The following is a 21,437-nucleotide window of genomic DNA, read 5'->3' as shown; positions in this document are numbered from 1 at the left end:
ATGCAGATGGGCCGGAGGCTCTTCTATTGATGGCATATGTACCTGGCTATAATAGCCAGGTTAATCTTTTACCTTGGACACGCTCAGCTTTTAGCTTTTAGCGTTTAGCTTTTAGCTTTTAGCTTTTAGCTTTTACCTTCTACTTTTCTCTTTTTACTTTCTATCTTTTTCCTAACTGATCCAGCACATCTACAGAAACGTTAACATTACCGAGCTCACCGTGAAAAACAACACCCTGTCGCTCACCATGAAAGTCCGAACCCCCGGTCACGGCCAGACTGTAATCCTGTGCCATCGCCAAATACCGTGCTTCTTCCTCCTGTCCATGATCCGAATGATAGACTTCGATGCCGGTAAAGGCCCCTTTCTGTAGAATGCTGCGTACCAGTTCATCATCACCGTAGAGTCCCGGATGGGCCAGCACTGCCTTACCGCCGGCTTCACCGATCCACGTGCAAGCTTCTTCCGGGGAAATACGAGGCGGTGAGACAAAGGCTGCAGCCCCTTCGGCCAAATACTTGTCAAAGGCCTCCCGCATATTTTGCACAACGCCCAGCCGAACCAGCTCATCAGCAATATGTGGACGCCCGACACTCTCATCTGGCCGCAGTTCCCGCCCTATGCCTGCTACTACCTTGTCCAAAGTAATTCCGATGCCTAGCTCCTGCAGCTTGCCAACAATCTGTTCATTACGCCGGTCACGGGTCTCTCTAAGCCCAGCCAGACGAGAGAGGAACCTTTCATCACCGGGATCAACATAATAACCCAATACATGGATATCCTTGCCCCCGGCACGTGTGCTGATTTCCACGCCTGGCACCACCGTGATACCGTACTCGGTTCCAGCCTGAAGCGCTTCCGTAATGCCCGCCACCGTATCATGATCCGTAATCGCCACCGCGCCAAGTCCTTTCGCCCACGCTAGTCTAACATTCTCCGCAGGGGGCTGCATGCCGTCAGAAGCCTGTGTATGCGTATGCAGATCACAGCGGCCCGCAAGGGCGGAACGCTCTGCAATCTTGTCTTCCTTATGCTTCGTGTCAATTTCCATAGTGCCACTCCGTTCCAGGTTAATAGGTTCCTGCTAATCTAGTATTCCCGTCAGTGTACGCCAGCATGCTCCCGCAAAAAAGTCAGGAACGTGACTGCCGAGATCGGCAACAACGTTGATTTGAGATGGATCGCATAGAATTGTCTTTTGAACGACGCATCCGAGATATTCACAATTTTCAACAAACCTAGCGTGACTTCATGCTTCACCGAGGAGGTCGAGATCATCGTAATGCCGAGTCCAGCTTCCACCGCTGATTTCACAGCTCCTGTACTGCCCAGCTCCATTACAATTTTCATAGACGAGGGATCAAGGCCTTTGGCCAAAAGCTGTTCCTCCATGACACGCCGTGTACCAGAACCCCGCTCGCGCAATATAAACGGATAGGCCAGTGCTTCCTCAAGCGTTACCTCTTCCCTCTCAGCCAGCGGATGGTCACGATGTACAATCAGCTTCAGCTCATCCCCCATAACAGGCTCGATCACCATATCCGGGTGGGTCACCGGGGCTTCAATGAGACCGAAATTCAACTGGTGCTTCGTAATCTCCTCTATGATCTGCGTGGTGTTGATCACTTTCATCATGATGGAGATGTGGGGATATTCCTTGCCAAAAGGGCCCAGTAACCTGGGCAGGACATATTCCCCAATCGTCAGACTGGCCCCAAGCTGGAGTCGTCCCTCAAGCATATGTGTAAATTCCGACATCGCCTGATCGGTCTCGCGCATAAGTTCAAGGCTGCGCAGCGCATAGGGCATAAGGGTCTGACCGGCCTCGGTCAGCATTATTTTTTTGGTGGTACGATTGAACAGCTTGGCTCCAAAATAGTCTTCGAGCGCCTGCACCTGCATGGTGACAGCCGGCTGGGTCATATGTAGCGTCTGTGCAGCCGCTGAGAAGCTGCCACGCTCAGACACGGTATAAAAAATATGCAGCTGATGAAAATTCATGCTCGCAACTCCTTCGTCCATTCTGATTCTGCCAGCTAGCGGGTTATAAAAAAGACATGCGGCTTACACCGCATGCCCCTGCTTCTGTACCCGCTATCTTCGTTTACGGCTTTTTCTAGCTAGCTGCATGCGGCGGGAATGACGCAGCCAAGAATAATACTGCTTCAAGTCCCGCAGCTCGGGAGCTTTCGAGAGGGAGCCGAGGAACGAAATGACGTTCATGATATACAACGGATGGCCGGAAACGGTTCGTTCACCCTCCAGTGCCGTGAATTCGGCAATGATCACCACATCGTCATCAATGAGGTACGCACTCTGTTCGCTGCCGGAATAGGCCTTCATCCGCTTCTGCTTCAGACACTGCCATAACCAGGCAGCAATCTGACCAGGGTCGGCAGCCTCCTCGCTAATCCGGTCCAGGTAACGGCTTCTTGCATGATTCGTGATCACAATATCTGCGACCCTATAGTCATTCAGCATGATGTGGAAGGGCTCATAGGTGCCCCACCGTTCCGTACCCTTGTCGCGCATCATCATCACACTCCACCGTCTAGGCATGCACTTATTGTTGTCATCTTACCTCATTTGCCGCAGCTTGTACAAGCACCTTGACCTCTGTATGGAGAATTACTCACGTACTATGATATATCTTTATTGTGACAGGGGCCTTGTCCCACCCCAAAACTACTTTACATGCACTGGCTCCGCATCATCGACATAGCAGCTGCCTGGCACCAGTTTGCATTTTTTCTTGATACGTGCGGCTTCCCCGGCAACCTCCTCAATGGAATCAAACTGCCGGAACCGATTCGTTACCACCGCAACGGATATGGACACCAGCGGGATTTCCCCGACAACCCCCGAGCGATCCTCTGTCAGAACATACTTCTGAGCCAGATGCTGAGAATGATAGAAATCCTTAATTGCTGCATCGAACTCTTCAATGAGAATTCTACAAGCCTCGGTATAGTGATGATTGTCAATGATAACGATAAAATCGTCGCCACCGATATGACCCAGGAAACCCTCCAGACGCAGTGCACAGTGCTTCGCAATCTCGGCGGTTGTCTGAATCATCCGATCGCCTTCCTTAAAACCATATGTATCGTTATAGGCCTTAAAGTGGTCAAGGTCAATATAGAGTACACTGAACCGCTCCTGGTGCAGGCACTTGACCAGACATTCATTGATGCTCATGTTGCCAGGCAGACCTGTTAACGGATTAAGATAGCTCGCTGCCATCGCCTGGATTTCGGCAAAATTCAGCAGCAGATCCCTGACGCTCACGGCCCCAAACATCTTTCCCTCATGGGTGACGATAACATTATCGTACAAATTCTCCACCTGCCGGTTCATGGCCAGCTTACTCACCTCGGTGATCGGTGTCTTGTATTCTACAATCAGCGGATCCTGGTCCATCACCAGTGAAACTGGTCTTCCCATATACAATGTATACCCGTACAAGGTTCCGATCTGCTGATAGAAGCGAATTCTCATGATCAGGGCCACCGGATATTCGTTATCGACCACGACCACTCCTTGAAGCTGGGGATCACTTTTGAAAATATGATCCACGGTTTCGCATTTGCTGGCAGGAGAAATCTGCGTAATATGCTCCGCAATATCCCCTATCTGGAGCAACATAGATTCAAAACCTCCTCCCTAGGTGACTATCACTCAGCATACACAGGTTATATTAACCCGCGATAAACTGTGTAAAAAGAAAGGGCGCGCGTCTCCAAAAGAGACAGGTTACTGTTCCCGTACAGATGCTAACTTGCTGCCCCCAATAAACCTTTACCGTTGTACAAAAAAACAGGCGCATAGCGCCTGTCCATATGGCAACAGTTATAGCCCGTAATAACGGCTCTTGTCCGGTCCGTTGCTGGTATACTCGGTCTTCAGTTCGTTACGGTAAGAACGTTCGATCTTCCGTACGTAGGAAAGTCTGCGGACGTTCTTCATCACTTCCTCAGCCCGATCCGAATTAACATACATTACTGCATAATGCATCTTCCGGGACACATAATGCAATGTGCCGTATTTCTCCAGATTGCGCGCCGCCTTAACGTCGCTGACCCAAACAATATATCCTGTACGTTCCGGAAACATAGTCTCATCCAACCTTTCTCTCTCTTCTGGTGACGCTATCCGCAGGAGCACTTCCCGCCGCTGCCACAACCGCCCTTGGGCGCCGGATCATTGCTTGGAACCTTGATGCTCTCCGATACAGAAAAAGCAATCGCTTCCGACATGGAATGCAGCATGTCATCCAGTGTCTTCTCTGCTGTCTTGAAGCGGACAACTGCCTCGAACTGTTCCAGCTCGATTTCCACAGCCAGCACCTCATCCTTGGCGGAATGATAGTTCGGATGGAAATGCCCAAACCGCTGGGTCTCTTCGAATAGATCCTTCTTGCTCTGGAGCTTTCTAACCATGGCCTGGATCTGCGGGTTAGCATCCACCTGACCCTTCCAGTATAGATAATCCGACACTTCGGCGGATTGATTAATCATATCGCCCAATTCATAGGCGTATGTCAGCACTTCGGCCATGTCAACCGTGTTAATCTCCGCTACGCTCATGAACTTCAACTCACTTCTATGTTAATGTTCTACCATTAGCAGTAGACTTTTCTATCATAACATAATCGGTTGCTCCAGCAGAAGAGGAATTTCTAGCAGCCGCTGGGAGAATAAGCTGTATTTCGTTCCACGCCGCTGCCGTCAATTCCACTTCCTCTACTTCATGGCCAGAATCCCGCAGCAGATGCCCCGTCACACGCCACGGATTACGCTGGATACGATGAGGAATGAAGTGGCATTCCTGCTCCTGCAAAGACATTCGCACCTTCACGCCCCAGCGCAGGCCCTGCTCCATCACCTTCTCTGCCGTCGTGACATGATAGACGCGCCACTCCCGGCTCCACATGGGCGGTACCTGCCCCTCATCCGCCAGAAATGAAGCCTCCAGCTCCGCATCAGCGAGAGGCAAATGGCGAAGCGGATTCCCCCTCACGGAAGAGAGCAGGCCCTGCTCCCAGGGCGGCACAGCATAGGCTGCAGGGGGGTGTTGTTCCTCTCGGTGATACAGCGGCATCTCCGCTGCCCGCTCTGGCTCCCGCCCATTGATCGTTCCCTGCGGTGACAGGCCTCCCTCCGCCAGCTCCTGGCGCACATCCTTCTCCTGCGCCCGCTGCACCAGAAAATGCAGCGGGCCAAGGCGGGTGAGCTTGTCCTGCAGCCGGGGATGGGCGGCGACCATCTCCGCTTCTGCCTCGCTAAGACAGCTCAGAAGCCGGACATCGGTAATGGCTGTACGGCCGATCCCCTGGCCCCATTGATTCAGCGAATACTCTACCTGCTCCGGGAGTCCGCCGGTCGTATGCTCCTGCAGCCAGGAGATGACCTCCCCAGGCGGCATTCCTTGAACCGCAGCATGCTCCAGCATCTCCCGGGTCAAGCGGAAGCTCCAGAGCACATCGCACTCGAGCAGCTCCGCACAGGCGGCCAGTGTCCAGCGCATGGCATAAGGAACTTCTGGGGGTACCAGCACCTCGAAGTCGGGCTGGACAATGAAGGCGGCCGCCAGGGCCTGTTCTTCCGCTGCGCCGGAAGGAGCAGGCCGGACGTCTTGAAGCTGCGGCTTTGCAGCCGTCCAGCGGAAGCAATGCTCCCCGGTGCGCAAGCTGCCCAGCTCGGCCCAGCCAAAGCCGGCCAGGGCGCGCAGCCAAGCGAGACAGGCCACTTCCAGGGCTAGCCGCTCCAGCAGGGCGGCGGGATTCATCGCCGCCAGCCAGTCCAGTACCCCGGCCAGAGCGTACCACTGGCCGGGCAAGAAGTCCTGGCGGGAGAGCAGCAGCCGGAAATGCTGCTGGGCCGGCTCCCGGCTGCCGTAACGTTCGGCTGCCGTTTCGTACAGGATGCCGCTCATCTGCGGCTCCGGCAGTTGCAACCAGTTCCTCAGTGCTTCCCGCTCAGGCGCATAGCCATTCTCCTGTTGGCTGATCAGCCCGAGGCTCAGCATAAGGTCCACAATGACCGTCACAGCAAGCGGATAGTCACCTGTGGTTTGGCCATTGGCTTGGCCTTTTGCTATACCCGTAGCTTGACCTTTAACTTGGCCTGTGACTTGGTCTATTGCTTGACCTGTAATCTGTCCTTTGTCTCGTACTTGGTCTCGCCCACCTTTTTTTCCTTCAGCTCGTCCTTGACCCAATGAACGTCCTTGCTCACGTCCTAATCCTGTCTGTTGTCCTGACTTTTGCAGTTGCACGTGCTCTCGCTCGTACCCTCGTTCATGCCTACGGCCTTGATCCAGGTCCGAACCAAGCGCTGTCAGGCCTTGCAGATGCTCATCTCCGAATGATAGCTGCCCAGCAAGACGGCTGACTTGCTTCTTGTGAATACTGCCCTTGGCCGTCATGGGCAGTCCTTCCCGGGCGGTGAACAGCAGCGCCCGGAATAGCTCACCGGACAGTCCCGGTCCGGCTTCCACCAACAGACTTACATCACCGGCCGCAAGCGGAGCCGGACTATAGGGGTAGAAGTGGAGTGACACGGCATCCAGAACCTCTGCCGTGATATGATACAGCTTCTCCCCCCATAATTTCTGCCGGGCCGTTAGCAGCCCGGCCCGGCGCAGCTCAGAGAGCGCCAGCCTCTGCTCCGCCCGGCTTAGATATGCGGGCCGCAGCTGTTCTTCTTTACCCTCTTCGAAAGCCTGACCACCGTACACCGCGCAGATTCTGCCTAGCAGCTCCAGCGCATCAGGTGTCAAATCCTTCATGTGATCTCCTCCCCAGACTGTTGTTCGCTGCGCACCTGATACTCATAACCCTGCTCCGTCAGGAACATCCGACGTTGTCTAGCAAATTCCTGCTCGCGGCTGTCTCCAGATACCAGCGTATAGAAATACGCCTTGTTCTCTCCCGCCTTCGGCCTTAGGATGCGCCCAAGCCGTTGCGCCTCTTCCTGCCGGGACCCAAACGCACCGGACACCTCAATCGCGACGGAAGCATCCGGCAGATTCACCGCAAAATTCGCCACTTTGGACACGATCAACACGGGGAGGGTGCCTTCATTAAAGGCGGCATACAACTCTCCCCGCTCCCGCTGCGGAGTCTTCCCCGTAATGAGCGGCGCTCCCAGGGCAGCTGAGAGCTGTGTCAGCTGGTCCAAATACTGTCCGATGACCAGCACACCCGCCCCCTGATGTGCTTTTAACAGCCGGGAGGCTGCATCTATCTTGGCTGGGTTCACAGCCGCAAGACGGAATTTCTCTCTTTTCCCTGCATAGGTGTACTCCCTCCTCCATTCCGGGTTCATCGGGACCAGCATTTCAGTACATTCCACGGAGGCGATCCAGCCTTGCTGCTCCAGCACCTTCCATGGAAGCTCATAGCGCTTCGGCCCGATCAAGGAGAATACATCCCCCTCCCGACCATCTTCCCGGACTAGGGTTGCAGTCAGACCCAGTCGACGTGTAGCCTGAATTTCCGCCGTTGCCCGGAACACCGGGGCTGGCAGGAGATGAACCTCGTCGTAAATAATCAGTCCCCAGTTCCGTTCATTGAACAGGCTCATATGCAGGAAAGGTCCGCCTTTAGAACGGCGGTGAGTGAGAATTTGATAGGTGGCGACCGTTACCGGTCGTACCTGACGCTTTTCCCCCGAATATTCACCGATTTCATCTTCCGTCAAGTTCGTACATCGCTCTAACTCCTCTATCCACTGCCTGACAGATGTAGTATTGGAGGTAAGAATTAGTGTTTCGCATTGGAGAGCCTCCAGCACGGCCATGCCAACGACTGTTTTACCAGCTCCGCAGGGCAGCACGACCACCCCACTCCCCCCACTGCCGACGGTTCCCTGGAATTGTTTCACCGCTTCTTGCTGATAATTCCGCAGTCGGAAGGGGATTCCATACTCTCCCTCACCTCTCCACTTCACCTGCAGCGCCTGTCCTTCATGGTATCCGGCATAATCAAGAACAGGATATCCCAGCCGGGTCAACTCCTGCTTTAATTCTCCCCGCAGCGCCGCCTTGCAAGTTAAGTCCTGCGGTCCCGTCCTCCACAGCCCCATATCTCCTAGTACTTTGCCGACCATCAGCTCATCAAGCAGCGCAGGCTCTTCGCTCCTAAGGACGATATGTCCGGGCTCATCTCCTGAGCTGTGAAGCGTCAATTTTCCATATCGGGACAGAAGCAGTCTGATCTCCTCCTCCAATCCCGCCGGAATTTCCCATCTGGAGAGCTTATGCAGTTGTTCAACAATGTTATCGGCGGTAGCCCCTAGCGCCGCTGCATTCCACAGAGTTAAGGGCGTTATTCGGTAAGTATGATAAGCTGATGGACTCTTGATCAGTTCAGCAAATACCGCCAGCTTCCGTCCTGCTGCCTGAGAGCCTGGATGAGCGCAATCCAGCAGCACCGTCCGGTCCCTACGTACAATACAGGATCCTGTCTCATTCATGACCCTTCCCTCCTCGCAATAAACTATTCTATGAGCAGTATGTACACACTCTGTTGTCGGAATAACAGGAAAAAGCCCACCTCCGCGAACACGGACATGAGCTTCCTGTATTAGTATTTAATGCAAGGTCTGCTGCGAGATGCTACTAAGCGCTTCTCCCGCTTCATCGGCAAAGATATTCCGTACGGCCAAGTCACCGATGGACACAATACCAATCAGCTTCTTGCCATTGACCACCGGCAGACGTCGAATCTGTCCCGCAGCCATTATTTCCGCAGCTTCATCTACGGAAGTGTCCTCTGTCACCGTACGCAGATCCCTGCTCATCACCGTCTCCACAGCAGTGGAGCCTGAATGCTTGGCAGCATACCCCCGGATGACAAGATCACGGTCTGTTATAACACCGATTAATTGGTTGCTGCTTTCTGAATCGACCACGGGAATAAAGCCGGTACCATTGTCTTTCATCTTGACAGCAACCTCATAAATATTATCCTTTTGCGTAACCGTCACCGGTCCTGCTGTCATAACTTCCTTAATTTTTTTCAACTGGAATCCCTCCTAAATCTCGCATAGTTCAGCGATTAGGTTGTCCAGTCGAGGTCAGCATTATGCTTCGGTTGTATCTTTAAGCCGGGAATCCGTCATGGCGATCAGCAGCTTAATGCCGTGCAGCATAGCGTCTTCGTCAAAATTAAAGCGGCTGTGATGATGCGGATATATAGCATCCTTATCGGGATTGCCTGCTCCTACAAACATAAAGCAGCCAGGTATATGATGCAAATAATAGGCAAAATCCTCCGCTGGCATCAATTTCTCCAGCGTCACAACCTGCACTTCTTCACCCAGCGCTCCAGGAGCTGTTGACTTAAATCGGTTGAACTCTTGTTCGTCATTCACTAGCGGCGGGTATCCAGTCATGAACTCAATCTTCGCTTCCGCTCCGTATGTAGCGGCAACAGCCAGTGCTATCTCCTCGATTCTGCGCCGGATCAACTGACGACTCTCATCATCAAAGGTCCGAACCGTCCCTGTTATACGGCACTGCTCCGCAATAATGTTCTGGGCGGTCCCGCCTTGAATGGTGCCCACGGTGACCACAGCCGGGCGCAGCGGATCAACGGATCGGCTAACGATGCTCTGGAGCTGTGTCACCAGAGCTGCTGCCGCAACTATGCTGTCTACAGCACGATGCGGGATGCCGCCATGACCGCCTTTACCGATGATGTTGATGAAGAACTCATCGGTTGACGCCATCAGGGGACCTGGGGCGCTGCCCACTGTCCCGACAGGCAGTGGTGTCCACAGATGCAAGCCGTAGACAGCATCCGCCCCTTCCAGCACGCCTTCGGCAATCATGCCAACAGCCCCGCCAGGACACACTTCTTCAGCAGGCTGGAAGAGGAAGCGGATCTCCCCCTCCACTTCACTGCGCCGGCTGCTGTAGTAGGCTGCTGCTCCTAGTAAAATTGCTGTATGCCCGTCATGACCACAAGCATGCATAACCCCGCTCTTGGTTGAGGCATATTCCACTTTGTTCTCTTCCTGTATCGGTAATGCATCCATATCTGCACGGAGGACAACAATCTTGCCGGGCCGAGCCCCTTTAAGAATCCCTGTCAAGCCGTAACTAGACGTACTTCTTCTAACTTCAATGCCGAAGCCTTCCAGCTTGGCCGCTACGTAAGCCGATGTTTCCTTCTCCTGATACGACAGCTCAGGATGGCTGTGCAGATGACGGCGCCACTCCACCATATCGTTCATCAATGCTTCAACTGTTGGCTGCTTCATGCCTGCTCCATTCCCTTCCTAGACAACCAGCCTTGGCACTAAGATGACAGCGTACTACACACGATCACCTTGCCTAAGCGGCTATATTTCTTCTATTGTAGCAGAAAGCAAAAAAACTGGGTATGTATGGCTAAACCCTGTCTTGCAGAACCTCTGGAAACATACTATCATGAGAATGAACGTCTGTAAGCGGATAAACAAATTAATCATTATACTTTATAAGGGGGATAAGTGCGCTATGATATTTGAGAACACGGGCCTCGTAGGCTTAAGAAGCGACCTTCTCTATCTGGACGAGAGTGCAGAAAAGGCCGGATTCATTCGCTGGCAATGGGAATATTACCGGGCTACATACGACTGCAAGATTGAAGACCGGAAGAACGGCGGAGAATACTTCCTGCGTGTCAACACACGCGCAGTCGAGGGGAAGCTGGAAAAGCCCGATGCGGTTCTCGCCATTGAGGCTGTATACCTTGGCAAAGCAACCTTCCCTCATGGACTAGAATACGAATCACCGGTACCGCAGCCTGTACTGGATATTGCAGCAGAGCGGATCCTTGAATTGAAGCAGCTGCTTGAGGCTTGAGTAACCGTAAGGGAAAGACGAATGCCAAAGTCAACCTGCCCAAAAGAGGAACACCCGACTTCCTGTTATTGATTCTGACCCTGCTGCTTGTCGGCTTCGGACTGATTATGGTCTTCAGCGCAAGCTCCAGTCTTTTCTTCAAAAATGATCCGCTCTACTTTGTTAAACGTCAGATCATCTGGATTGTCTTGGGAATAGTCACTATGTTCGTGACGATGAATATCCACTATAGCAAGTTTAAAAAATGGTATGCACCTATGTTCTTCGTGACTATTGTTCTGCTTCTATTCGTGGCCTTTACCGAACGAATCAACGGCGCAAGTAGCTGGCTTAATATCATGGGACTTGGGATTCAGCCTACCGAGCTTGCCAAAATAACCATTATTCTCTACCTAGCTGCCCTGATTACCAAAAAAGGGGAACGCCTTCGGGATCTCCGCACGGGGTATATACCGGTCATGGTCATAGTTGGTATCGTTGCAGGCTTAATTATGATGCAGCCTGACCTTGGTTCATGCTTGATCCTGGTGGCCACCAGCGGGCTGGTCATCTATGCAGGCGGCGCCAGTATGAAACATATTATGGGCTCGATTGCTCTGCTTGTGCTCGGCGTCGGAATTGTTCTGGGCGCCAAGGCCGCTATTGATTCACTGTCTCCACCTTCCGGTGAAGTCGTCGTCAAGCAGGATTATAAAAAAGGCCGGATCGACGCCTTTCTCGATCCCTTTGAGGTCGCTGAAGGTAGTGGCTTCAATATCCTGCAGTCCCTGACCGCTCTAGGCGAAGGAGGCGTCAGCGGTTCTGGACTTGGACAAAGCGTTCAGAAGCTGCATTACCTCCGCTACCCGCAAACTGACTTTATCTTTGCCGTCATCGGTGAAGAGTTAGGCTTTATTGGAACCTCCATCTTCCTGTTGTTGTACCTATTCTTCTTATGGCGGGGAATCCTGATTGCGCTCAGGTGCACCGATCCATTCGGGACGCTTGTCGGAATCGGAGTGATGGGGATGATCGCCATTCAGGCCTTTGTTAACATCGGTGGTGTGACCAATACGATCCCACTCACCGGTGTAACACTTCCGTTCATCAGCTACGGGGGCTCCTCACTGCTGGTAACCTTGATGGCCATGGGTATCATGCTCAGCATCTCCAGAGAGACCAACCGGCCAGCCAAAGAGGAAGTCACCAAATCTGTAACCACGGTAAGAAAACTCAGAGAAGTCCGCGGTCGCTGATCGTGTGATTACTGATAAACTATCAAGCAACCTCATCAACGAATAAAAAGTGTTCCACAGCTTCGGACAAGCTGGTGGAGCACTTTTTTATATTTAGCGACATTAACATAAGAAAAAGGTCTTCCAAGCCCTATTCGGCTCGAAAGACCCTCTCCTTGGGCGATTATGCCCCTGAACATCTTAATCCTAATTATTGATTCTGATTTTCAGCATTCTTACGAGATTTCGTCATTCTTGAACGCTACGCCTTCAACCTTAACGTTTACTTCAACAATGTGAAGACCTGTCATGCTCTCCACAGCTTCGCGGACGTTCTGTTGCAGCATCCGGCACACTTCGTGAATCGGAGTTTCATAGAGGACGATAATCTTCAAATCGACTGCCGCTTCGAGCTGTCCGACTTCAACGGTAACGCCCTTTTGCACGTTCTTGCCGCTCAGGCGCTTACCCCAGCCTTCCGACAAACCGCCGGACATGGCCGCTATCCCAGGAGTCTCCAAGGCGGCCAGCCCAGCAATTTTCGAGACGACGTCGTTTGAAATCCGTATATTCCCATTTTCCAGTTGAAGTTGTTCTGCCATGCCATATCCCCCCTACACTCAATATCAATTATTGTAATTCCAAAACAGGCTAAAAAGCAAATGACTTTCTCGCATTTCCGTTTACAGAGTGGAACAATTTGGGTATATTGAGTATGAAATCAACATACATACGCAGACTGGAGAGTGCGAGAATTGAAAAAATGGATATCCCCGGTGCTGTTGGTGGTCACTTTCGCCCTCAGCGCCATTGGACATTTTGCGGGCTGGGATCATACGCTGCAGTTCATTCTGTCAGCGGTCGCAGTCGTATTCGTGGCCGGTTTTTTAGGCCGGGCTACCGAAAGTGTGGCCCATTATGCCGGACAACGACTGGGCGGCTTCCTTAACGCCACCTTCGGCAATGCCGCAGAGCTGATCATCGCTTTTTTCCTCGTTAAAGAGGGTCTGTTCGACATGGTTAAGGCCAGCCTCACAGGTTCCATCATCGGTAATCTGCTGCTCGTACTAGGCCTCAGTATTTTTGCCGGGGGCATGAAGCATAAAGTGCAGAATTTCAACGTGACCCTCGCCGGTATGAATGGTTCCTTGATGATTGTCGCCGTCATCGCTCTGTTCGTACCTGCCATGTTCTTCAACACACACTCGATTACAGCAAAAGATACGGATGTCCTTAGTCTCGTAGTTGCTGGAATCCTGATCGTCTCCTACATCGCCTGGCTCTTCTTCTCGATGATCACACATAAGAAGTATTTGGACGATGTCACCGATGATAGGGCGGAAGAACTACCCAATGAGCATCCCCCGGCCTGGTCCAAAGGCAAATCCATTATGTATCTGATTCTTGCCACCGTCATGGTCGCTTTTGTCAGTGAGTGGCTCGTAGGCACATTGGAAGCTTTAACCGAACGCTTCGGCTTTAGTGAGCTGTTCGTGGGCGCCTTCCTGGTCGCGATTATCGGAAATGCTGCGGAACACAGCGCAGCCGTTCTACTCGCCATGAAGAACAAAATCGGCGCAGCGGTGGAAATCGCCGTCGGCAGCAGCCTTCAGGTCGCGCTGTTTGTCGCGCCAGTGCTGATTTTTGCTAGCTATTTCATGGGCAACACCATGGATATTGTGTTCTCCACCATTGAAATTGTGGCGATCGCTGTCGCTGTATTTATCGCCAAGTCCATTACGCAGGACGGTGCCACCAACTGGTATGAGGGATTGCTGCTGCTGGGCGTGTACCTGATTCTTGGCGTTTCCTTCTTTCTGGTATAGAGGACAGGCACTTTAGTTCCACTTATGCAACAAAAAAGCGCACAGGAGGAAATCCCCATTCCCTCGTGTGCGCTTTATCATTTTCGGATAATAATCTTGTCCGATAGAACGGCTGCAACCTATGACCTTAGTTTGCCTTGTTGTTCAGAGCTTCGTACAATACGGCCAGATTACGCTCCAGTTTACTTACCAGCTGCTTACCAGTAAGCTCAGGCACCAGTCCTGCACGGACGGCGAAATCGACCTCTTTGGAGAAACCATACATTTGGGTATCCAGCACTTCCTCATAGAGAGGGCAGTACCGTGTGGCCAGATTCTCCATCTGCACTTCGATGAGCTTCTGAATTTTATCGGCATCTTCTTGTAGAAGAGTGATCGCTTTAAGGTTAAGCTGTTCCTGCAAATCTGATGAAGTCATGCATCTTCCCCCCCATGTCCAAAAGTTACTGCTGCTTTGCCATTTTATTTAATATTAGTCGAAATCGGATGCCAATACAAGAATTCAGTTTGGTATATTCAAAATTCTGCACAATTATATCAAAATAGCCCCGTAAAGTGGAGTTTTCATTTAGCAATATAAGGATAAACATATAAAAAACGCCCCGCCGCTAACGGCAGGACGTCTTTAACCATTCATTATTTTACTCTGCGACTACAGAAAAGTTCAGACCGTGCTTCGCGAATACTTCGCTCATAGCCTTCTTAGCTTCTTCTGCGTCCGTTCCATGGACGTGAAGCTCATAGCTTTGGCTTGAAACCAAAGTAGTGAACAAACCAAGGATACTTTTAACATCAATGTACTTGTTGTCCGCTTGAAGAACGATGGAAGAGTTAAACTGGCTCGCCGTTTGAGCAATTTCCACGATTGCAGCATTGTTACTGGACATAGGAATCCCTCCGAAACTTATTATGAAACTAAGACTTACTAATCCATTCCATGATACCTTGAATCCGCTTACTCGCGCAAGGTATTTTCTTGTTATTACATTTTATTTCAGATTTTCAGGATTCAGACCTTCCAGCTCTGGAATGACAAAAATGCCATCCTTACGGATCAGAACATCATCAAAATAAATTTCTCCGCCGCCGTAATCCGGACGCTGAATCAGCACGAGATCCCAGTGAATGGAGGACCGGTTGCCGTTATCAGTAACGTCGTAGGCCTGACCTGGCGTGAAGTGCAAACTGCCGGCGATCTTCTCATCAAACAGGATGTCCTTCATCGGGTGCAGAATGTACGGGTTGAAGCCGATAGCGAACTCGCCGATATAACGCGCGCCCTCGTCGGAATCGAGAATTTCGTTCAAACGGTCTGTATCGTTACTGGTAGCTTCTACAATTTTACCATTCTCGAAGGTGAACTTCACATTCTCAAACGTAACTCCGTTGTAGATGGAAGCAGCATTGTAGCTGATTGTTCCGTTGACGGAATCGCGAACCGGGGCTGTGTAGACCTCTCCGTCCGGAATATTCTTCTGTCCAGAGCACTTCTCTCCACCGATGCCTTTGATTGAGAAGGTAAGGTCTGTTCCTGGACCCGCAATACGTACCTTGTCGGTTCTTTTCATGAGATCAGCCAGCGCGTCCTGCGCTCTGTCCATCTTGGCATAATCGAGATTGCACACTTCGAAATAGAAGTCCTCGAATGCTTCTGTGCTCGTATTAGCAAGCTGAGCCATGCTGGCATTAGGATAACGCAGAACTACCCATTTGGTGTGCTTAACGCGCTGCTCGCTATGTACCGGGTGCGAATACAGGGAATTGTACAGCTTCATATTTTCTTCAGGCACGTCCGACAAGTCGTTAACGTTCTCGCCGGCACGGATGCCAATATAGCAGTCCATTTGCTTCATGCGGTTCAGATCAATCTCGGCCCAAGTTTGAAGACTTTCACGGGTTGCATATTTCAGCATGCTGCGCAGGACGGTACGGTCAGTCAATTGTACAAAAGCATGGCCTCCGGCTTTACCGACCTCCTCCACAACTGCTTTAATCAAATCTCTTTCATTGCCAATCATTTCGACGAGCACGTTTTCGCCCGGCTGGACGTTTACGGAATAGCCTACCAGGTTTTCCGCCAGCTTTTGAATTCTGGGATCTTTCATTTCTTTCTCTCTTCCTTCCTCTTCCAACATAAATAAGCAAGCTTTACTATTGTAGCACGACCGTTATAGAGCGCAAGGCCCCATGTCATTTGCGGTGTTAATGGTATCCATAGAAGTTGACCTGTACGACTAAAGACTCGTTGTCCCCAGGTTTTTTCCCGTCGGCATAGCTGACAGTTCTGGTCCAGTCCAGCTTGCGGGGCAGATTCTGCTTCTTGTCTACGGTCAAATGATACACAGCCTTTACATTAGCCTTCGCAAGCTGCTGCTTCATCTCTTTGTTCTTCTTCTGCCATAGCGCCTCAATCGCCTTATTCGCCTTAGTTTGATGCGTATTCTTGGTCACTATTCCACTGTTTGCCGGACGGAGCGAATTCATTTCCTGTTCCAGCTCTCTGGAAAGTAACGCCCGCGCTGCTTCTGGGGTCAATTGGATTCGTAATACTCTGGTGCCTCTGGCCGCACCTGTCTCTTCTGTAACTGTTTTGTCTACATCTTTTAACTGGTCCAGTTGGAGAAGTGGATTCAAACGGGGGAGCGGATTATCTTCGTTGTTCCCGGAGGTCGCGGACAGTTCTTGCCACTGGCCCTCCCGCTTCTCCAGCTTGCTGGAATAAGATTTTTCCGCCGAATGGATATGTGTTGTCGCACCAGTTCTCTCCAGCTTCTGAAGACCTTCTGTTGCGGCCGTTTTGGAAGTTCCTTTGTCCGGAAGCAGTGTGTACAGGCTAAGTTGATTATGGTTCTCCACCTTACCTCCATAATACTGACTCAGCGCTGGCTTCGTCTCTCCCTTTCGATGTAACGCCGCTGACCCTTCGAAACTGACCCCATCACTCCCGGCCATCCCGGCCAATGCCAGCGACAAATCCTTTGGTGCTGGTTTATTGTTTACCTCCGTGCAACCACTACCTAGAATACCGGCTAACATCAATGCAATTATTCCGCTATGAGCTATGCTTTTCCTCATGGTCTATATCCTTTCATATTCGAAAGTTGATGGTTATCAGTATTTAGGGTTCTCTCTGCCCTGCGGTCTTATGCCCTCTATATAGGACGAACTTGAGATCTGAACTTTAGATCTGAACTTGAGGCTCGGTCGTCACTACGGTGACGGGAATGGCGAATGCCTGGGTAGAATATGCACTTGGGCGCTGTTTGGACTTCCGGCCGCTGTTGGACCCGCATTTCTTGGGATTGTACCGCTATTCGCGGATAAAATCCGTAGACTGCCAATGCTTCCGATGCCAGCTTTCCTGCGGAAAGCTTTCAGGAGAGCGCTTTCTCTTCTATAGCTCCAAATTTCCCCGTTCGTTCCTTCTCGCGTATTGTTAATTTCTTTTGTTCATCTTACTGGACAGCCAAAAGTTCTTGTCGAACGTAACCTGCTATACATTACAAAAGCAGTGTCTGCCTCATGTGGCTTATACACGAACAGCGTATAAAACGCACTTATCTGAATATGTATTGGGAACTTATTGGGAGCTTAAGCTGAGAAACAGACTGAACTGGGAACTTAACATCTAATCAACGGTTAAAATAACGGCATTTTTGCACCTTATATTGATCGTTTTAGAGTGAAAAAGGAAATTAAGAGCATTTTTGCACCTTATTTCCTCACTTTTCCCTCGAAAGGCACTGTATTGCAAGAATTAACATACAAAAATGCCCTTAATTGAAATTATCCATCCTTTATAGATAAATTAGGGTACAAAAATGCTCTTATTTCTGTATTCACGAGGCTGGAAGCAAACCGACGTTGAGCCAGGCCCCCCTCCCATGTCACTCAAAGGATGGGACAGGGGGACGCAGCTACGAAAGGATCCGGTCAAGCGCTGCTACTGTTGGATCTTGCCTTCTTGTACTGTAGTATTCGAGTTGAACTGTGGCTGATGCATATGACGAGTTGCTGCTGTTGGACCTTGACTTCTTGTGCTGTCGTATTCGAGGCTGCGGCAGCCGATTATTTACGCAAGTCTCTTTCCTCCTGTTTGCTCAGGCACCGGCATGTATCCCTAACGAAAATAATGAAATCCAAGCAGGATACCTCTAATATGGACAAGGATTTGTAGGCTTCTTAGTAATGTAGGCTTCTTAGTAATGTAGGCTTCTTAGTAATGTAGGCTTCTTAGTAATGTAGACCTTTTCACTGTCCAGCACCTTATCCATACAGAATTGTTCCTGAGGCAAAAAAAGAATCCTCGAGGCATCGCCTCAAGGATTCTTCAACTATTCTTCCGATTTCTTCTTGTCCATCACAACCCGATTACGACCGCTGTTCTTCGCATCATACAGGGCCATATCAGCCCGGTAGAACAGGGACTCTACACTGACACGATCATCGGTCCAGCTCCATTCAGCAATGCCACAGGAGACTGTGACAGCTGGCTTGGTCTCTTCCTGCACCCGTTTACGGATACGCTCAGCGACATAAGCCGCCTGCTGCACGCCAAGCTGGGGGAGATAGACCGCCAACTCTTCACCGCCCCACCGGGCAGCAATATCGCCTTGGCGAATCGAGGATTTCACGATGTCGCTAACCTGCTTCAGAATCTTGTCACCCTGCTGATGTCCATAGGTATCATTCACCATTTTGAATTGGTCGATATCCACCACGATCAGCGTTCCGCAGAAGTCGGTGGTCTGCCTCTCCTGAATCACTTCGTCCAGGTAATGCCGGGCATACAGGCCGGTCAAGGTATCACGATTCGCCAGGCGCCGCACCTCGGCATGCAGCCGAGCGTTACCCACTGCAAGCCCAATATGGCCCGCCATGGCTTGTAGCAATCTGTAGTTATCGTAGGAAAAATAATGAGCATCACGGTGTGACAGCATAATAGCACCGCGAATTTCTCCGCCAACATACAGCGGGGTCGCAATAAGAGACTGTGAGCAGGTAGCCTCCATCAGCTTGGAGTTAACCTTCGAATTCTCCAGATAATCTGACAGAATCAGCGACTCCCCAGTAGAATACACATGTCCGCCGAGTCCTCCCCCTACTTCCAAGATCTCATTCAGCAGTCGTGTATAGTTGCAGGCAATCACTTCAAGACCGCCCCGCTTTTCATTTAAATGCATGATGCAGCAGTAATCCGCCTCGAACATATCCAGCAATTCCTCGAGTGCAAATTGGAAAATGTCCCCGAGCCGCAGGCTCTGGTTTAACCGCGTTGTAAGTTCATTGCTCATACGCAGCTCACGAATGAGTTGATTTGACCGTTCATAGAGTTTGGCGTTCTCAAAGGCCGTTCCGGCCGTATCTGCCACCATGGAGAGAAACCGCACGTCAACATCGGGGAAATCCGGGTTATCGAGTACCATATGAAATACGCCATATACCCCTTGCTTTCCACCGAGCGGAAGACCTATCTCTACATAACGCCCGCCCTCACCGCTTGTATGAATAGCTACCTTGCCGTCTTTAAAGGCAATAGCGCACACATCATCGCTCGACCAGACCGGCGGCAGCGGCTTCACCTGCGGGTGGCTGGTCCTATGATCCTGTGACATGAACAACTCCAGACGTGCACCCGGATACATAGCGCAGATACTGTTGATCACCTCGCTCAGCACTGCATCAACATCAATATTGTCATGCATCCGCTGGACGATCTGAAACAACAGGGAACGCCGGTTGCTCTCCCGCTCTGCGTGCATGTGAACCCCTGCCAGGTCGGATACGAACACATGCTCAAACTGGTGGTAAAAGCAAGTCCGGTAATGCTGCGCCATGGCTTCAGCTATATGCCTGCCCCCGGCTTCATATTGTTCTGTCGACATCGTACAGCCAAGCAAAGCGAAAATCTCCCCGCGAGTACGTGTAACCACCGGGATCGTCAGGATAACCCTTTCTACCCCATCCTCCTCGATGGAGAGGAGCTCAGGCTGTCTGGAGGCAAGACTGAGCCTTCCTGTCTCCTCCCAAACTGCTCTCAGACGCTCCTGTTCTTCATTTATATCTTCTATCCATTTGGCTTCAAAATTCAGGACACACCATTCCCACGAAGCGGCAAATGGCAGAATAGCTTGTCCTCCCTGCCACTCATGAAAGCTATCGACAATCAGATCGGCTATATAAGGGAGATCGTGGTATACGATGTCTGTTTCCCTCAGCCAGGCGGCAGGATCTTGCGAATCTCCGCTTGATTGCACAGTGTCCTGTAAGAGCATACGATTGCGACCGCATGCTTCTTGTTCTGACATAAAGAGAATCCCCTTTGCTAATCATTTAAAATACGCACTTTCCGGTAACTTCTAAGTGGTTATATTTTACTCTCTTTTTCCCGGTAATGCATTATATTTTCCATAATTCCGGGATTTTTGTTAGGACCAAAGAACTATCGACAAAGATTGACAAATTCACTTTTAATCTCTACTTGACTTTACCTGTTATTTTCATATAATATTTATTGTTGAACAAGACTGTAATGGTCTTTTACTTGGGCGTAAGGTTGTGTCACCCTCACGCTTATCGTTACTGTCAGGGCAGCGGCTGAACTTCCCCGGCAGTGTGGACCTATTAACCTCCACTGAATACGTTAAGCGGCGCAAATAGGCCCTAACCTGAAATTTCAATTATAAAGGAGTCTACTTTAACATGGCACGTTACACCGGACCTAAATTCAAACTCAGCCGCCGTCTGGGCATTTCCCTTAGCGGTACAGGCAAAGACCTGAAACGCCCTTTCCCACCAGGACAACACGGCGCTAACCAACGTAGAAAAGTAAGTAACTACGGAATGCAGCTTTTGGAAAAACAAAAACTGCGTCACATGTACGGCTTGGGCGAAAAGCAATTTAAAACTCTTTTCACCAAAGCACAAAAGCTTCCAGGTATCGCGGGCGAAAACTTCATGTTCTTGCTTGAAAGCCGCCTGGACAACCTCGTTTACCGTCTTGGTTTTGCTAACTCCCGTGCTGGTGCACGTCAGTTGGTATCCCACGGTCACGTAACTGTTAACGGCAAAAAAGTTGACATCGCTTCTTACCGTCTGGAACTGGGCGACGTAATTGGTCTTCGTGAAAGAAGCCAAGGCTTGACTTCCATCAAGGAAGCTCTTGCTAACCGTTCCCACCTTCCTGGTTACCTGGAATATTCCGACGCTTCTTTCGAAGGTAAATTCATTCGTTTGCCAGAGCGTGCTGAACTGTCCCAGGATATCGATGAGAAACAAATCGTCGAGTTCTACAACCGTTAATATTTCGCTTACGGCGAGTATGCTGAAAGCCTCCGGATTTATCCGGGGGCTTTTTGTTATATTAGGGCACCCAACCGTTCCTATATTTTTCGCACAATCCTTATTTTGGGATCCTGTCCGCTTCTTGGTGCGCCTCCCTCTAGTTCGTAACCTCGAATTTTGGATTAGCAAATTAAGCTTCTAGTCGATTCCACCCAAATCCACATCGCTCCGCAAAGAAACCCAAGCCATTCCCCCTTTG

20 protein-coding genes are annotated in these 21,437 nt (G+C 50.7%); 4 read left to right on the top strand and 16 right to left on the bottom strand.

All coding sequences use genetic code 11. The features are described 5' to 3' along the window. Positions 1 to 160: 160 nt before the first annotated feature. The 10 genes from AC3Y23_RS18835 to AC3Y23_RS18790 all read right to left on the bottom strand — a co-directional run bounded on the left by AC3Y23_RS18835 (position 161) and on the right by AC3Y23_RS18790 (position 10,268). The gene (locus AC3Y23_RS18835) at positions 161 to 1,051 is read right to left on the bottom strand and encodes a PHP domain-containing protein (protein ID WP_379201741.1); all 891 of its coding nucleotides are present in this window, start codon (positions 1,049 to 1,051) and stop codon (positions 161 to 163) included. Between the two features lie 50 nt (positions 1,052 to 1,101). Further along, positions 1,102 to 2,001 carry a selenium metabolism-associated LysR family transcriptional regulator gene (locus AC3Y23_RS18830; protein WP_379201739.1) on the bottom strand — a complete coding sequence of 300 codons (900 nt, stop codon included), beginning with the start codon at positions 1,999 to 2,001 and terminating at the stop codon, positions 1,102 to 1,104. 93 nt (positions 2,002 to 2,094) lie between these two features. Next, entirely contained in the window at positions 2,095 to 2,532 is a 438-nt protein-coding gene (locus tag AC3Y23_RS18825) for a hypothetical protein (protein ID WP_379201892.1), read from the bottom strand. 153 nt (positions 2,533 to 2,685) lie between these two features. Beyond that, the gene (locus tag AC3Y23_RS18820; protein WP_379201737.1) at positions 2,686 to 3,645 is read right to left on the bottom strand and encodes a GGDEF domain-containing protein; all 960 of its coding nucleotides are present in this window, start codon (positions 3,643 to 3,645) and stop codon (positions 2,686 to 2,688) included. A 204-nt stretch (positions 3,646 to 3,849) separates the two neighbouring features. Beyond that, positions 3,850 to 4,113 carry a YlbG family protein gene (locus AC3Y23_RS18815; RefSeq protein ID WP_066372879.1) on the bottom strand — a complete coding sequence of 88 codons (264 nt, stop codon included), beginning with the start codon at positions 4,111 to 4,113 and terminating at the stop codon, positions 3,850 to 3,852. A 35-nt stretch (positions 4,114 to 4,148) separates the two neighbouring features. Continuing rightward, a complete protein-coding gene (locus AC3Y23_RS18810) occupies positions 4,149 to 4,586 on the bottom strand; it encodes a YlbF/YmcA family competence regulator (RefSeq protein WP_379201735.1) in 438 nt (145 codons plus the stop codon). Positions 4,587 to 4,602: 16 nt separating this feature from the next. Continuing rightward, positions 4,603 to 6,789 carry a helicase-associated domain-containing protein gene (locus AC3Y23_RS18805; protein WP_379201733.1) on the bottom strand — a complete coding sequence of 729 codons (2,187 nt, stop codon included), beginning with the start codon at positions 6,787 to 6,789 and terminating at the stop codon, positions 4,603 to 4,605. After that, positions 6,786 to 8,477, bottom strand: coding sequence for a DNA repair helicase XPB (locus tag AC3Y23_RS18800; protein ID WP_379201731.1), 1,692 nt, complete (start codon positions 8,475 to 8,477; stop codon positions 6,786 to 6,788). The genes AC3Y23_RS18805 and AC3Y23_RS18800 overlap by 4 nt, the downstream gene beginning before the upstream one ends. 117 nt (positions 8,478 to 8,594) lie before the next feature. Then, on the bottom strand, positions 8,595 to 9,026 hold the full coding sequence (locus AC3Y23_RS18795) for a CBS domain-containing protein (protein WP_379201728.1): 432 nt from the start codon (positions 9,024 to 9,026) through the stop codon (positions 8,595 to 8,597). A 60-nt stretch (positions 9,027 to 9,086) separates the two neighbouring features. After that, entirely contained in the window at positions 9,087 to 10,268 is a 1,182-nt protein-coding gene (locus AC3Y23_RS18790; protein WP_379201726.1) for an amidohydrolase, read from the bottom strand. 238 nt (positions 10,269 to 10,506) lie between these two features. On the opposite strand from AC3Y23_RS18790, the gene AC3Y23_RS18785 reads away from it, so the two are divergent. Together AC3Y23_RS18785 and ftsW are read left to right on the top strand one after the other, a co-directional pair. Then, positions 10,507 to 10,854 carry a YugN family protein gene (locus AC3Y23_RS18785; protein WP_379201724.1) on the top strand — a complete coding sequence of 116 codons (348 nt, stop codon included), beginning with the start codon at positions 10,507 to 10,509 and terminating at the stop codon, positions 10,852 to 10,854. After that, positions 10,851 to 12,089: a putative lipid II flippase FtsW gene (gene ftsW / locus AC3Y23_RS18780; protein WP_379201722.1), complete on the top strand. Its 1,239-nt coding sequence runs from the start codon at positions 10,851 to 10,853 to the stop codon at positions 12,087 to 12,089. The genes AC3Y23_RS18785 and ftsW overlap by 4 nt, the downstream gene beginning before the upstream one ends. Positions 12,090 to 12,304: 215 nt before the next feature. On the opposite strand, the gene AC3Y23_RS18775 is transcribed toward ftsW, so the two are convergent. Beyond that, positions 12,305 to 12,670 carry an Asp23/Gls24 family envelope stress response protein gene (locus AC3Y23_RS18775; protein ID WP_379201720.1) on the bottom strand — a complete coding sequence of 122 codons (366 nt, stop codon included), beginning with the start codon at positions 12,668 to 12,670 and terminating at the stop codon, positions 12,305 to 12,307. A gap of 153 nt (positions 12,671 to 12,823) precedes the next feature. Between AC3Y23_RS18775 and cax the strand changes: the two genes are divergently transcribed. After that, positions 12,824 to 13,894 carry a calcium/proton exchanger gene (gene cax, locus AC3Y23_RS18770; RefSeq protein WP_379201718.1) on the top strand — a complete coding sequence of 357 codons (1,071 nt, stop codon included), beginning with the start codon at positions 12,824 to 12,826 and terminating at the stop codon, positions 13,892 to 13,894. 127 nt (positions 13,895 to 14,021) lie between these two features. Here cax and AC3Y23_RS18765 read toward each other — a convergent pair whose 3' ends face one another. The 5 genes from AC3Y23_RS18765 to AC3Y23_RS18745 form a co-directional block, all read right to left on the bottom strand. Continuing rightward, entirely contained in the window at positions 14,022 to 14,312 is a 291-nt protein-coding gene (locus AC3Y23_RS18765; RefSeq protein WP_066370804.1) for an Fpa/YlaN family protein, read from the bottom strand. 223 nt (positions 14,313 to 14,535) lie between these two features. Next, entirely contained in the window at positions 14,536 to 14,781 is a 246-nt protein-coding gene (locus AC3Y23_RS18760; protein WP_175374537.1) for an HPr family phosphocarrier protein, read from the bottom strand. Positions 14,782 to 14,883: 102 nt separating this feature from the next. After that, entirely contained in the window at positions 14,884 to 15,999 is a 1,116-nt protein-coding gene (locus AC3Y23_RS18755; protein ID WP_379201715.1) for an aminopeptidase, read from the bottom strand. A gap of 97 nt (positions 16,000 to 16,096) precedes the next feature. Continuing rightward, positions 16,097 to 16,930 (bottom strand): hypothetical protein, encoded by an 834-nt coding sequence (locus AC3Y23_RS18750; RefSeq protein WP_379201713.1) that lies wholly within the window; start codon positions 16,928 to 16,930, stop codon positions 16,097 to 16,099. A 1,298-nt stretch (positions 16,931 to 18,228) separates the two neighbouring features. Continuing rightward, positions 18,229 to 20,202 (bottom strand): sensor domain-containing diguanylate cyclase, encoded by a 1,974-nt coding sequence (locus tag AC3Y23_RS18745; protein ID WP_379201711.1) that lies wholly within the window; start codon positions 20,200 to 20,202, stop codon positions 18,229 to 18,231. A gap of 394 nt (positions 20,203 to 20,596) precedes the next feature. On the opposite strand from AC3Y23_RS18745, the gene rpsD reads away from it, so the two are divergent. Then, on the top strand, positions 20,597 to 21,196 hold the full coding sequence (gene rpsD, locus AC3Y23_RS18740; protein ID WP_066370830.1) for a 30S ribosomal protein S4: 600 nt from the start codon (positions 20,597 to 20,599) through the stop codon (positions 21,194 to 21,196). The last annotated feature ends 241 nt before the right edge of the window (positions 21,197 to 21,437 follow it).

It is taken from the genome of Paenibacillus sp. MAHUQ-45 (assembly GCF_058133325.1).
Note: the sequence above shows the minus strand (reverse complement) of the source record. Positions and strands in the feature narration are given on the sequence as shown.

What these genes read in the sequence shown, in the direction of transcription:
- AC3Y23_RS18815 (WP_066372879.1), bottom strand. Translation starts at nt 4,113, where the DNA reads ATGTTTCCGGAACGTACAGGATATATTGTTTGGGTCAGCGACGTTAAG.
- rpsD (WP_066370830.1), top strand. Translation starts at nt 20,597, where the DNA reads ATGGCACGTTACACCGGACCTAAATTCAAACTCAGCCGCCGTCTGGGC.
- AC3Y23_RS18775 (WP_379201720.1), bottom strand. Translation starts at nt 12,670, where the DNA reads ATGGCAGAACAACTTCAACTGGAAAATGGGAATATACGGATTTCAAAC.
- AC3Y23_RS18745 (WP_379201711.1), bottom strand. Translation starts at nt 20,202, where the DNA reads ATGTCAGAACAAGAAGCATGCGGTCGCAATCGTATGCTCTTACAGGAC.
- AC3Y23_RS18755 (WP_379201715.1), bottom strand. Translation starts at nt 15,999, where the DNA reads ATGAAAGATCCCAGAATTCAAAAGCTGGCGGAAAACCTGGTAGGCTAT.
- AC3Y23_RS18760 (WP_175374537.1), bottom strand. Translation starts at nt 14,781, where the DNA reads ATGTCCAGTAACAATGCTGCAATCGTGGAAATTGCTCAAACGGCGAGC.
- AC3Y23_RS18785 (WP_379201724.1), top strand. Translation starts at nt 10,507, where the DNA reads ATGATATTTGAGAACACGGGCCTCGTAGGCTTAAGAAGCGACCTTCTC.
- AC3Y23_RS18835 (WP_379201741.1), bottom strand. Translation starts at nt 1,051, where the DNA reads ATGGAAATTGACACGAAGCATAAGGAAGACAAGATTGCAGAGCGTTCC.
- AC3Y23_RS18805 (WP_379201733.1), bottom strand. Translation starts at nt 6,789, where the DNA reads ATGAAGGATTTGACACCTGATGCGCTGGAGCTGCTAGGCAGAATCTGC.
- AC3Y23_RS18765 (WP_066370804.1), bottom strand. Translation starts at nt 14,312, where the DNA reads ATGACTTCATCAGATTTGCAGGAACAGCTTAACCTTAAAGCGATCACT.
- AC3Y23_RS18810 (WP_379201735.1), bottom strand. Translation starts at nt 4,586, where the DNA reads ATGAGCGTAGCGGAGATTAACACGGTTGACATGGCCGAAGTGCTGACA.
- AC3Y23_RS18800 (WP_379201731.1), bottom strand. Translation starts at nt 8,477, where the DNA reads ATGAATGAGACAGGATCCTGTATTGTACGTAGGGACCGGACGGTGCTG.
- AC3Y23_RS18750 (WP_379201713.1), bottom strand. Translation starts at nt 16,930, where the DNA reads ATGTTAGCCGGTATTCTAGGTAGTGGTTGCACGGAGGTAAACAATAAA.
- AC3Y23_RS18790 (WP_379201726.1), bottom strand. Translation starts at nt 10,268, where the DNA reads ATGAAGCAGCCAACAGTTGAAGCATTGATGAACGATATGGTGGAGTGG.
- AC3Y23_RS18825 (WP_379201892.1), bottom strand. Translation starts at nt 2,532, where the DNA reads ATGCGCGACAAGGGTACGGAACGGTGGGGCACCTATGAGCCCTTCCAC.
- AC3Y23_RS18830 (WP_379201739.1), bottom strand. Translation starts at nt 2,001, where the DNA reads ATGAATTTTCATCAGCTGCATATTTTTTATACCGTGTCTGAGCGTGGC.
- AC3Y23_RS18820 (WP_379201737.1), bottom strand. Translation starts at nt 3,645, where the DNA reads ATGTTGCTCCAGATAGGGGATATTGCGGAGCATATTACGCAGATTTCT.